Raw genomic sequence first — 12256 nt, forward strand, 5'->3', positions numbered from 1 at the left:
GCCGGCGGTTACTCCCCGTGCAGTCGGCGCATCTCCTCACCGACCTTGCCCGACATCCGCGACACCACCTGCGCGCCGCGGCGCCGCAGATCCTCGTCGGGCACCGGCAATACCACCGCACCAGTCTGTTTGGACGGCAACAGAACCTTCGCCGTCCCTTTGGTGGTGGCTTCGTCGCGCTGACTGATTCCCTTCACCTCCAGTGACACCGCGGTACCCGGCTCGTCACCCTTGGCGGTGACCGTGCCCGTCATCCGGTGGGTGTCACCCATGTAGTTGAAGCCGCGCAGCTGCAGATCCATTTCGGCCAGCCAGCCGTCATCACCGATCCAGTTGGTCAGCAAGTGGCTCACCCAGGCTGCCCGCATCTGCCCGTAGTCGTAGGGCGCGGGGATTCCGAGGGCCTCTGCTCGGGAGGAATCCCAGTGCAGCCGCTGCACGACGTCTGGCACACCGTACTCATCGGGCTGATAAAACGCCGGCATCCGCTGGCGCAGCTGATGGGCGTACTTCAGGGGGCCGACGCCGTAACCGCCCCAGCCCCAACCCATGTGCATGCTGATGATGTCCACCACCGTCAGCGGTCCCTTCATCACCGGCGGCAGCTCGTCACCGACGGCCACGTCCTCCCACCACTGCGGCTCGGCCCCGCGGCGCACCTCGGCGTCATAGGCCTGTTCAACCTCGGCGAACTCCTCCTCGGTCCAGTGCTGCCGGGTGATGTGCAAGTACTTGCCGGACTTCTTCGAGCCCTGACGTTCGGCGTTGATGTAGGACTCGTCGCGGGTCGCCAGTGGGTTGCCGTCGATATCGACATAGAGGTACCGGAAGGTCTCTTTGACCGAACGCCCACCGGAGAACTCGCTCTCCTTGACCTGCACATCGAGTGTGTAATTCTCCGCCAGCACCGGCCTGCCGGCGTAAATCGGCTGATACCAAGTCCATTTCACGCCGGCGTAGTACTTGCCGGTGCCGCGGAACAAGCCGCGGAACAGTTTCTTGCGCTCGGGATCGGTGAACCTGGGTGTCTGGTCCAAGCCCGTGCTGATCGGGAACGTCGGTGGGGCTATCTGTCCGTGCCAGCGTGTCGTTGTCCCATAGCCGGGGTCGTGGAACAACGGGTTGTCATCGCCGCAGCCGAACGCGAAATGGCTGATGGCATCGGCACTCGGCAGCCGATTCCAGGCTTCGTCGCGCTGGTTGACCGGGATGCCGATCTGGGCCTTGGCCCGTGCAATGTCTTCGTCGGTGATGCGGCCCTCGACAGCGGCTGCTTCTGCGGTTGTCATCGTTTTCCTTACCTTTCTTGGAGGGTGGTTGTTGCCCTCGGCCGTAGGCTTTCAACTGCCCAGGGACGTCGGGTATGGCTTTCATGGTTTTGCTGTCTTCGATGGCCGAAGGAGATTGGCCGCCCGGGGTCCCGCGACGACTCGACCGCTAATTGAGAGATGCGATGTGATCGCTGTGTAAGGACACGCCGGCGTGGTCGTCTGCTGGGTTGATAGAAACCGAGACGGGAACGGAGGTGGTTGTGGCACAACCTGTGTGGGCTGGTGTGGACGCCGGGAAAGCGGACCATTACGGCGTGGTCATCGACGCTGAGGGCAAGTCGTTGCTGTCGCGGCGCGTCGCTAATGACGAGGCCGCGCTGCTGGAGTTGATCGACATGGTCGCGGCGCTGGCTGATGGCGGAGAAGTCACTTGGGCGATTGACCTCAACGCCGGCGGCGCTGCATTGCTGATCACGCTGCTGATCGCTGCCCAGCAGCGGCTGCTCTACATTCCCGGCCGCACTGTTCACCACGCCTCGGGTGGCTACCGCGGCGACGGCAAGACCGACGCCAAAGACGCTGCGGTGATTGCCGATCAGGCCCGGATGCGCCGCGACCTGCAACCGTTGCGCCCCGGCGACGACATCGCCGTCGAACTGCGCATCCTGACCAGTCGGCGCGCCGATCTGGTGGCCGATCGCACCCGCGCGATCAATCGGCTGCGCGCCCAGCTGCTGGAATACTTCCCGGCCCTGGAACGTGGCTTTGACTACAGCAAAAGCAAGGCCGCGCTGATCCTGCTCACCGGCTATCAAACCCCCGACGGGCTGCGCCGGGCCGGTGCCGCCCGGGTGGCAGCCTTTTTGCATAAACGCAAGGCCCGCAACGCCGATGCGGTCGCAACCGCCGCCATCGAGGCAGCCAACGCCCAACACACCATCGTGCCCGGACAACAGCTTGCCGCGGGCGTGGTCGCCCGCTTGGCTAAGGAGGTGATGGCCCTCGACACCGAAATCGGCGACACCGACGCGATGATCGAGGACCGATTTCGCCGCCACCGCCACGCCGAAATCATCCTGAGCATGCCCGGCTTCGGCGTCATCCTCGGCGCCGAGTTCCTCGCCGCCACCGGCGGCGACATGAGCGCCTTCCCCTCCGTCGACCGCCTCGCCGGCGTCTCGGGTCTGGCCCCAGTACCGCGAGATTCGGGCCGCATCAGCGGCAACCTCAAACGCCCCCGCCGCTACGACCGGCGCCTGCTGCGCGCCTGCTACCTGTCCGCTCTGGTCAGCATCCGCACCGATCCCGCCTCGCGCACCTACTACGACCGCAAACGCGCCGAAGGGAAACGCCACACCCAAGCCGTCTTGGCCCTGGCCCGTCGCCGACTCAACGTCCTGTGGGCCATGCTGCGCGACCACGCCGTCTACCAACCCGCAACCACTACTGCGGCGGCTTGACAACGTCATTGAGAATCTCCTTTTCAGAACTTCAGCATTGCTCCGGCGTCTACCTTGAACTGACTGCCGGTGACGTAGCGCGATTCATCGGAGGCCAGGAAGCACACGACCTGCGAGATGTCCTCGGGCTCGACGTAGGGCACCGGCATGGCTTGCATGGCCGGAAATGCCAGCAGTGCGTCGTTGCGGGTGGGTTGCTCGAGGTCGGGCCGGAACTGCTTGTACATCGGGTCGTTGTTGAGCATTCCGGTATTGCAGTTGGTGGGGTGAATGACGTTGGCCCGAATCGACATTGGCGCCAGCTGGGCGGCCAGCTGGCGGGTGTAGGAATCCACGAGCTGTTTGGCGAAGCTGTAACCGGCGCCGCCCGGTCCGAGCGGACCTGCGGCGGCGGGCTGGCTGGCAGCGACGAGGCCGGCGATCGAGCCTGTGGTGATGATCGACGCACCGGACTTCAGGTAGGGCAGCGCCGCATGCACGGTGTTGACAACACCGACGAAGTCGACGTCGAACGCGTCGGCGAAGGCACCGATGGGCAGGTCGCTGCCGAGCGGGCAGATGCCGGCGTTGGCCACGACGACGTCGAGCGTGCCGCCGAGTTCGGCGACGGCGTTGGCCAGTTCCCGGGTCAGTGCCGCGCGGTCGCGGACGTCGACCTCGGCGGTGACGGCCCGCCGGCCGGTCTTCTCGACTTCCAGGCCCGCCTCGGTGAGGTCGTGTGGTGTGGCCAACGAATATTTGTTGGTGTCGATGTCGTGGCAGATGTCGAAAAGAATGATGTCGGCACCCTCTTCGGCGAGTTTGACTGCGTGGCTGCGTCCCTGGCCGCGCGCGGCGCCGGTGATCAGAACGACTTTGTCGCGTACTCTTCCCATTTGTCAGGGTGCCTTCCAGATCGATTGCCGCTTCTCGGCGAACACCGTCAGCCCGTCCCTTGCGGTGCTCATCACGACATCTCCATGATCGTCGCACCGACTCGGTCGTGGGCACCCATACCCGACGGAGCCGCGAATACCGTTGTCGCGCCAGATGATGACTGTGTGTGGCATAGGTTTTCTCCGTGGGGCTGGATTCAACAGGACCGTTAACGACCGGGTTCAGGTGGCCGCGGTCGGCCTCGACGATCGCAGGTCGTCGAGCATCTCGGTGAGCCTGCGCCGATCGACCTTCAATGCGGCGCCGCGCGGCAACTCGCCGACGACGAAGATCTGGGCAGGCACTTCATACGGCGTCAGGATCGACCGGCAGTGCGCCCGCAACTCCTCGGGGGTCACCGAGGCGCCGGCGCGCAGTTCCACGGCGGCGAGCGGGATTTGACCCAGCCGAGGGTCGGGCAGCCCGGCCACCGCGGCGTCCTGCACAGCCTCGTGACGTCGCAGCGCCTGCACCACCGTCGCCGGCGCGATCTTGAACCCCCCCCGCAAGACCACGTCGTCGGCACGGCCGTCGATGTACAAGAACCCTTCGTCATCGAGGTGCGCCAGATCGCTGGTGGTGACCCAGCGCTCACCGGATCCGCTGACCTGTGGCGAGGCGACCTGCAATCGGCCGGTTCGCCCGGGCACCAGCACTGCGCCGTCGTCGTCGATCACCTGCAGACGTACCCCGGGGAACGCCCGCCCGACACTGCCCTTCTTGTCGATCCAGCGGGCGTGGAAATCCTTCAGGGTCCATCCCGCGACGGCGCCGGAGAACTCGGTGGCGCCGTAGACGATCAGGATCGGGATGCCGTATCGCTGCCAGAAAGCGTCCACCAGTGCCGGATCGACGGGGCTGGTGCCGGCGTTGATCGCGCGGACGCTGGCCAGATCCTCGCGGGGGATGTCCGCGTCCAGGACCGCTCGGATCGCCGGTGGCGGCAATCCGACCAGCGCGGGCCGGTGTTCTTTGACCGCGGCGTGCCAGCCCGCGACGGTGAAGCGTTCCAGCAACGCGAATCGGCGCGCCGAGACCAGCGATTGCAGCAGCCCCCACAGGCCGCCGATGTGGACGATGGGCAGGGTCACCAGGGCGACAGCGCCCGTCAGTGGTGCCTTGTCGCGGACTTCGGGACGCTCGTTGTGCTGTAGCGCCGCAGCCAGGGACGCCTCGAGTTGGACGCGAGTGAGCGGGACGCGCTTGGGTGGCCCGGTGGTGCCGCTGGTCAGCATCTCGATCGCGACGTCGGGATCGCCGGGCACCGGCTGGCGGCTGGCCTGCGCGCGCGGTGTTACCGCGTCGCCCTCCACAGACCACCCTGCCACACCCAGATCGGTGACCACTTTGCTGAATTCAGCGTTGGACCAGAGGTTTTCGGGGGCCAGAACATAACCGACGCCGGTCGCGGCCAAATCGGCGCTGAGCCGTCCGGGGGGCTGCAGCGGGCTGAGGGTGACCAGTGTGCGGGAGGCGCGCAGAATCGCCAGCAGCGCCGCGACCGACTCGACGCGGTTGCCGAACACGACCGCGACCCGGCCGCCGGGACCGCAGCCGGCGGCGGAGAGCTCGCGGTCGATGCGTTCGGTCAGTGACCTGACGTGTCCCCAGGACGCCCAGCGCCCGTCGCACTGCACCATCGCGGCGGCATCGTCGGCAGTCCACAGCCGTGCCAGCGCTTCGGGGAGGCTCGTCATCGTCTGCGTCCTTGCTCGGTTCGGTGCGACGTCCGGTTCCCCGAACATAAACGACATGGTTTACTAGGTCAACCTACTGGGAAGGACCGGCATGGACTTCGGGCTCTCCAGTGAGCAACAGCAGCTCGCCGAAGCCGAACGGACTTGGCTCACACGCAATGATCCGATCCCACGGGCGCGCGCGATACTCGATAGCTCCCCGGTCACCGTCGACCCGAAAGCGATATCCCACGCCGCCGGGGCCGGGTTGTTGGCGCTGTTGACGCCCGAGGTGAACGGCTGTCACGTGGATCTGGCGGTCCTGGCCGAGGCCCACGGCTACGCGGTGAGCTCGCTGCCGATCGCCGATCTGGCGATCGCGGCCTGGCTACTCGGGGTGTCCGGTGCGCCGCAGGCGCAGGCGGCAGCCGAGGGCGAGGCGCTGTTCGGCCTAACCCGCGCGCCGGCGACAGTGACCGGCCCGAGCAGTCCAGTCCCCATGGCGGCCGATATGACGGGAGTCGTGGTCGTCGGCGAGACGGACGAGGGTGACTACCTGTCCGTCATGACCCACCCGCGGCTGGATCCGATGTCGACGCTGGATCTGAGCCGGTCGTGGGCGCGTGTGGCCATCGACCCGGGCGAAACCGGGCGGCTAGCGCTACCGTCTGGCACGGCCGGATTCGTCCGGGACGCGCTGGCGGTTCACCGCGGTATGGATGCGCTCGGGGCAGCCTCACGACTGTTGGAGATGACCGTTGTCTACGCCGTTCAGCGCCAGCAGTTCGGCGTGCCGATCGGTTCATTCCAGGCTGTCAAACACCATTGCGCGAATATGGCGCTCGCTGTGGAGGCTGGCCGGTCGACGTTGTGGGCGGGCGCGCTGGCGCTCGACACCACCGCACCCGCGGCGCAGCGATCGCGCGCCGCGTCCTCGGCTGCGGCCTACGCCAAAGCCGCGGCGGCCGAGGTTGCCGGGACCGCGCTGCAGGTGCACGGCGGTATCGGCTTCACCTGGGAGCACGATCTGCACCTGTTGCTGCGGCGGATCAAGGTCGACGAGGCGATGGACGGCACCGTGGCCGAGCACCGCGCTGCGCTGGTCGCCGTCTAGGCCCCGTGGCGGAGGGGCCCTCGCCCGGCGAGCAACCGGTCAGCGTGGCAGGCCGAGCCCGCGCTCGGCGATGAGATTCCGCATGATTTCGCTGCTGCCACCGGCGATGGTGAAGGCACGAGCATAGAGCCACTCGTCTTGCCAGCGTCCGCCATCGAGCGCCTGGGGGTCACCGCCCACCAGAACACCGTTCTCCCCCGCCAGGTCGACGGCGAAGGTCGCAATGGCCAAGTTCAGTTCACTGAACATCAGTTTGGCCATCGCGGCGTCGTGCCGGCGCTCGGTGCCGCGCGTCCATCGGGTGATGTTGGCGTAGGTCAATGCCGAGAGGGCGTTCACTTGCGCGGTGAACATCCCGATCTGGTCACGGACCCGGTCGCTGTCGAGGGCGGGGCGACCGTCGATCGTGACCCGGCGGGCCAGATCGGTCAGCGCTTCCACCGCCAGTCGCAACTTGACGACGATGGCGCCGACATTGCTGCGTTCATGGGCCAGTGTGGAATTGGCGATCGCCCATCCCTGGCCGGGCTTGCCGATCATGTTGGCCGCGGGGATCTCGACGTCGTCGAGGAACACTTCGTTGAAGTCCGACGTCCCGGTGATCTCGCGTAGCGGACGCACTGTGAGACCGGGTGTGGACATGTCGCAGATGAATGCGCTGATGCCTTGGTGCTTGGGCGCCTCAACGTCGGTGCGGGCCAGCAGGTAACCGTACTGCGCCCAGTGCCCGTCGGTCGTCCACACCTTCTGGCCGTTGACCCGGTAGACGTCGCCGTCTGGTACCGCCTTGGTGCGCAACGCGGCCAGGTCGCTGCCGGCGCCGGGCTCTGAGAACAGCTGGCACCATTTCTGCTGGCCCGCGCGGATCGCCGGCAGGTGCCTGCTGCGCTGCTCTTCTGTGCCGTAGGCGATGAGCGCCTGGGCGGCCAGCACGTTGCCGCTGGGCAGGCCGGGCGCCTGTGCCCGCGCCAGCTCCTCGCCGACGACCACCGCGTGTTCAGCCGTCCAGCCGTCGCGGCCACCGTATTCGGCCGGCCAGTCCGCGCCGGCGTAGCCGGCCTGGTAGAGCCGTGCGGCCCATTGATTGAGGAGTTCATTTTCGTGGGCGTCCTCGGCGCTGCGGACACCCGCGCGCGGCGGGATCGCCGGTGCATGCGTGGCGATGAACTGCCGTACCTCGGCGCGGAAGGCCTGCAGTTCCGGACCCGTCCCGTACTCCATCGGTCTAGTGCCCTCCGTCAGCGAATCGTCATCGCGCCGATGCCCGTTCGAGGCGCTGTTCCTGCCATGGGGCCAGCAACTCACTGGCGGCACGGTCGCGCAGCGCGTCGGCCCGGCCTACCGCCACGGCGTTGGCCTGGGCGCGACGCAGCAGCAGATGGGCGGGGTGCTCCCAGGTGAAGCCGATCCCGCCGTGGATCTGAATGGTCGCCTCGGCGGCACTGACCGCGCCGTCCAGGGCTGCTGCAGCGGCCAGATCGACCAGGCAGTCCGACTCGTCGCCGTCCAGATCGCTGGCGGCCGCCTGCACCTGGCTTCGCGCGCCTTCCAGCGCGACGAGCATGTCGGCGCAGCGGTGCGAGACCGCCTGGAAGCTGCCGATCGGGCGGCCGAATTGCTGACGTTCGCCGGCCCAGGCAACCGCCATGCTCAGCGCGCGGGCCGCGACGCCGACCGAGTCGGCGGCCACGGCCAGCAGAGCCCGCCGCCGCGCGGCACGCAGACCGTGCCGAAGAGTGCCGCCGGTGCACAGCGGCTGCCCGGTCGCGCCAGTGAGGGTCACCGAACCGATGGTTGCGGTCAGGTCCAGCGGCTGCTGCGCTGCGACGTGCACGCCCGCGATGCCGGGATCCACGGCGACGAGCAGTTCACCCTCGCCGCCCTCCGATCGGGCCACCACCAGCAGAATCTTCGCCACCGGGGCTCCGGCCACGACGGGCATGACCCCGGTGAGCCGCGAGCCGTCCCACACCGGCAGTTCGATACCGCTGGTGACCCAACCGTCGTCATGGAGGGGCACCGCGAACGCGGCCGGAGCCCCGGCAGTGATCCGCCGGGCTATCGCAGTGGCGCCAGTCTGCACGGCGACGTCGAGGGCGATGACGGTGGGAACGAGCGGTGCGGGCACCAGCGCCGCGGCGGCCTCCTCGATGGCCGCGTACAGCAGCCGGGGCGCGGCGCCGGCGCCGCCCGCCGATTCCTCGACCGCCAACCCGGGCAGCCCGAAGTCGACCAGCGCCGACCACACCGCGGGGTCAGCGATGTCGAAGCGGCGCCCGGAGTCCAGCAGCGCGGTCACGTCGACACGCGCGCGCAGGGCCTCGGCCAGCACAGCGCGTAACTCGACTTCGCTGGGATCGGCCACGGCCAGCGGGGCACCCGGAATGACGGCTGGGGCGCGTGTGCCCTCGCCGCGGTGGGACGGCAGGCCCAGCACCGCCTCGGCGATGGTGTTGCGCTGAATCTCGGCGGTGCCCGCCCCGATGGTGGTGGCGCGGCTCATCAGGTAACCGTAGGTCCAGCGGCCGCCGTCTACGGCGTCGGCGGCACGGCTGTCCAGCGCGGCGTGCGGACCGCCGGCGCGCAGGGCCAGGGCATGCATGCGTTGCTCGAACTCCGACTTGACCAGCCGGTTGACCGAAGCGACCCCACCGGGATCCTCACCGCGCAGCACCGCCGACAGCGCGCGGGCGCTGTTGGCCGCGATGGCGCGCACGTCGGTTTCCTGTCGGGCGATCTGCTGGCGCACCAGCGGGTCGGAGTCGAGCCCGCGGGTCACCATCAGACTGACCACCCGGTCGACCGTGCGGCGGTACCTGAACTCATCGGCGAGGAATGCCGTGGCGCGTTCATGGCCCAGCGAGGTCCGCATGATCGACCAGCCCTGTCCTTCGACGCCGACACGATTGTTGACGGGAACCTCGACGTCGTCGAAGAACACCTCGGCGAAGTGCGCACCGCCGCTGATGTCGCGCAGCGGGCGCACGGTAATTCCCGGGCTGTCCATCGCGATCAGCAGGTAAGTGATGCCGTCGGTGCTGCGGCCGGCCGGCCCGGTGCGCACCAGCGCGAACATCCAGTCGGCGCGGTCGGCCATCGACGTCCACACCTTCTGGCCGGTGACCCGATAGATGGCGCCGTCGCGGACCGCACGGGTGGTCAGTGAAGCCAAATCGCTGCCGGCGCCCGGTTCGGAGAATCCCTGACACCAGAATTCGTCGGCCCGCAGCAACGGCCGCAGGAACCGCTCCTTCTGCTCCTGCGTGCCGTGGGAGATCAGTGTCGGCGCGAGGATGAACGACAGCTGACACGGGTGTGGCGGCGCGCCGGCCGCCGTGGTCATCCGGTAGTAGTCGAGCTGTTCTTCGACGGAAAGCTCCAGCCCGCCAGCCGATTTGGGCCATCCCGGCGCGGCCAGCCCATGGTCCACGAGCTCGGCATGCCAGGCTCGCGCGGCTTCGACCCGGTCGATCTTGACCCCGCCGGCCTTGGCCTCGGATCTGAGCTCGGCCTGCCGGCGGACGTAGTCGGCAAGCAACACCTGGAGCCGGGGTCGCCACTCGGTGGACTGGTTCACGAAGAGACCTTACATAGTTAACTTGGTGAGTTATCTACTAGCAGTGTCATCATAATGGGCCTTTTTGGCAAGAAGCGGCGATCGTCCCCGGAGGATCGGCGCGAGTTACCGGCCGGCGGCAGCCCCGTCGCGGGCTGCCCGCTCGCCCTAGCGGTGGGTTGTCAGGTCCAGTGGCCCCTCGGTGACCACTGCCTGCAGGAGTCCGAGATCGGCTCCGGCCTGTTCGGCGGCGGTGACGGCGGCGGCCACGTCTTTGGCCAGGAACGGTGCGGCCGCCTCTGCGAATCTGCCCAGTCCGCCGATGCCTTTTGCGTAGGTTGCCGCGCTGCTGGATCCGCTGCACGCCAGCAGCGCGTCGAGGAATGCGTGCGGCGTGATACCGAGTTGTTCACCGATCTGTGCGGCCGCGGCCAGCAGCTGCGCGTTGGCCGCGAACAACATGTTGTTGATCAGCTTGATTCGAAGCGCGCTCCCGAGTTCGCCGGTGGCGATAATCGGGTTGGCGTAGGCGGCCAGGATCGGTCGCACCCGCTCGACGTCGTCGCCGCACCCGCCGACGAGCACGGTCAGTGTGCCTGCGGCGATGTGGTCGGCGGTTCCGCTGACCGGCGCATCGAGGATCGCCGGTGCGCTCGCGGCGCTATTCGCCAGCTCGGTCAGGGTGGCGGCGCTTCCGGTGGTGTGCGATACGAACACCGCGCCGGGTTTGGCGTTGGCGATGAACCCCTCTGGGCCCAAACCGGTCTCGCGCAGCTGGGCGTCGGAGAACAGGCAGGAGATCAGAATGTCGCTGTCGGCGGCTAGGCCGGCCACCGACGCGGCTACTACCGCGCCCCGGTCGGCCAACCGCGAACGCACGTCAGAGCGACGGGCGTAGACGTTCACCGGGTGCCCGGCGGCGAGCAGGCGTTTGACCATTGGTTCGCCCAGTTGTCCGGCACCGATTAATCCGATGGTCGGCATTGGCGGTTCCTTTCGCACAACGGCCCGCGATCGTGAGATCAGCGTCTGCTCAACAACATTGACCCGGCCACCGGTCCGCCGCCGACCCCAACGGCCACCACCTCTGGGGTTTTAGACGCCTGGCGCTGCCCGCCCTCACCCCACAACTGGACGCAGGCCTCATGCAGAAAGCCCATACCATGCAGACGTCCACCCGAGAGCTGGCCACCACTGGTGTTGAGCGGCAGATCGCCGTCCAGGGCGATCCGTTCACCGCCGTCCACGAATTCGCCGACGCGGCCGTGCTCGCAGAATCCCATGGCCTCCAGCCACATCACCGTCAAGAAGCTAAATCCGTCGTAGAGCTGCGCCATGTCGACGTCGCCGGGGGTCATCGAGGTGTTTTTCCACAGTGTCGCGGCTGAATCGTGGGCGGCCATCGTGGTCACATCGCGGCGTTGATCCCACGTGGCGCGCTCGAACATGCCCGGTCCCACGGATTCCACTGTCAGGGGATGGCGCGGAAGACCGCGGGCGGCGTCGCGGCGCGAGACGATGACCGCAGTCGCCCCATCGCAGGGAACATCGCAGTCATACAGGCACAGCGGTTCGGAGATCATCCGGGCGCCCAGGTAGTCCTCCATCGTCATCGGGTCCCGGTAGACCGCATCGGGATTGCGTGCGGCGTTGCGGCGCGCGTTGATCGCAATCCAGCCCAGTTGCTCACGGGTCAACCCGAAGTCATGCATGTACCGCTGGGCGGGCATCGCCAGCCAATTGGCCGCCGAGAGCGCGCCGAAGGGGGCGACCCACTCCAGGTGCGGCGGCAGCTTGCCGCCGCTGAAGAGGACCGAGGCGCGGCCGCCCCCGGCCTGGTGGGCGGCGGTGGATTCCCATACCGAGCGGTACACCACCACGTGATTGGCCAGACCCAGCGTGACCGCCATGCACGCCTCGATCGCCGGGCCGATCTGGCCGGCGGTCTCCATCGCCGAGACGTACCAGCGGCAGCTGACCCCCAGCGCATTGCGGACCTCGGTGACGGTGGCGCCGGAGAACCCGGGATCAGGCACCCCCGGGCCGGGATAGCTGGCGATGCCGTCAATGTCGTCGGGCTCCAGGCCCGCGTCAGCGATCGCCCTCAGCACCGCTTCCAGCGTGAGATCCAGGCCAGTGCGTCCCAGCCGCCGCCCCACTTGAGACTTGCCCGCCCCGGTGATGACGGCTTTGCCGTCGAAGGGTCCGTCATTCATGCCGCCACCGGGCCGGGTGGCCCCGACTGGTTGCCGGCCGGCGCCCGC

Annotated in this window: 9 protein-coding genes; 2 read left to right on the forward strand and 7 right to left on the reverse strand. The window is 68.0% G+C overall.

Annotated features, from left to right (window positions below):
- Positions 1–8: 8 nt before the first annotated feature.
- The gene (locus KXD96_RS27415) at positions 9–1289 is read right to left on the reverse strand and encodes a MaoC family dehydratase N-terminal domain-containing protein (RefSeq protein WP_225601163.1); all 1281 of its coding nucleotides are present in this window, start codon (positions 1287–1289) and stop codon (positions 9–11) included.
- Between the two features lie 236 nt (positions 1290–1525).
- Here KXD96_RS27415 and KXD96_RS27420 point away from each other — a divergent pair, with 236 nt between their 5' ends.
- Positions 1526–2731: an IS110 family transposase gene (locus KXD96_RS27420; protein ID WP_396876743.1), complete on the forward strand. Its 1206-nt coding sequence runs from the start codon at positions 1526–1528 to the stop codon at positions 2729–2731.
- A 23-nt stretch (positions 2732–2754) separates the two neighbouring features.
- Here KXD96_RS27420 and KXD96_RS27425 read toward each other — a convergent pair whose 3' ends face one another.
- Together KXD96_RS27425 and KXD96_RS27430 are read right to left on the reverse strand one after the other, a co-directional pair.
- Positions 2755–3606: a mycofactocin-coupled SDR family oxidoreductase gene (locus tag KXD96_RS27425; RefSeq protein ID WP_225601276.1), complete on the reverse strand. Its 852-nt coding sequence runs from the start codon at positions 3604–3606 to the stop codon at positions 2755–2757.
- 222 nt (positions 3607–3828) lie between these two features.
- Positions 3829–5343: a class I adenylate-forming enzyme family protein gene (locus tag KXD96_RS27430; protein WP_225601275.1), complete on the reverse strand. Its 1515-nt coding sequence runs from the start codon at positions 5341–5343 to the stop codon at positions 3829–3831.
- A 91-nt stretch (positions 5344–5434) separates the two neighbouring features.
- On the opposite strand from KXD96_RS27430, the gene KXD96_RS27435 reads away from it, so the two are divergent.
- Complete coding sequence (locus tag KXD96_RS27435; protein ID WP_225601274.1) at positions 5435–6436, forward strand: acyl-CoA dehydrogenase family protein; 1002 nt, start codon at positions 5435–5437, stop codon at positions 6434–6436.
- A gap of 39 nt (positions 6437–6475) precedes the next feature.
- Here KXD96_RS27435 and KXD96_RS27440 read toward each other — a convergent pair whose 3' ends face one another.
- From KXD96_RS27440 to KXD96_RS27455, 4 genes are all read right to left on the reverse strand, one after another.
- The gene (locus KXD96_RS27440) at positions 6476–7657 is read right to left on the reverse strand and encodes an acyl-CoA dehydrogenase family protein (RefSeq protein ID WP_225601273.1); all 1182 of its coding nucleotides are present in this window, start codon (positions 7655–7657) and stop codon (positions 6476–6478) included.
- Between the two features lie 28 nt (positions 7658–7685).
- On the reverse strand, positions 7686–10013 hold the full coding sequence (locus KXD96_RS27445) for an acyl-CoA dehydrogenase family protein (RefSeq protein ID WP_225601272.1): 2328 nt from the start codon (positions 10011–10013) through the stop codon (positions 7686–7688).
- Positions 10014–10160: 147 nt separating this feature from the next.
- Positions 10161–10976, reverse strand: coding sequence for an NAD(P)-dependent oxidoreductase (locus tag KXD96_RS27450; RefSeq protein WP_225601271.1), 816 nt, complete (start codon positions 10974–10976; stop codon positions 10161–10163).
- 38 nt (positions 10977–11014) lie between these two features.
- On the reverse strand, positions 11015–12208 hold the full coding sequence (locus KXD96_RS27455; RefSeq protein WP_260742011.1) for a thiolase family protein: 1194 nt from the start codon (positions 12206–12208) through the stop codon (positions 11015–11017).
- Positions 12209–12256: the final 48 nt, after the last annotated feature.

The sequence above is a fragment of the Mycobacterium sp. SMC-2 genome (assembly GCF_025263485.1).
Classification (GTDB): domain Bacteria; phylum Actinomycetota; class Actinomycetes; order Mycobacteriales; family Mycobacteriaceae; genus Mycobacterium.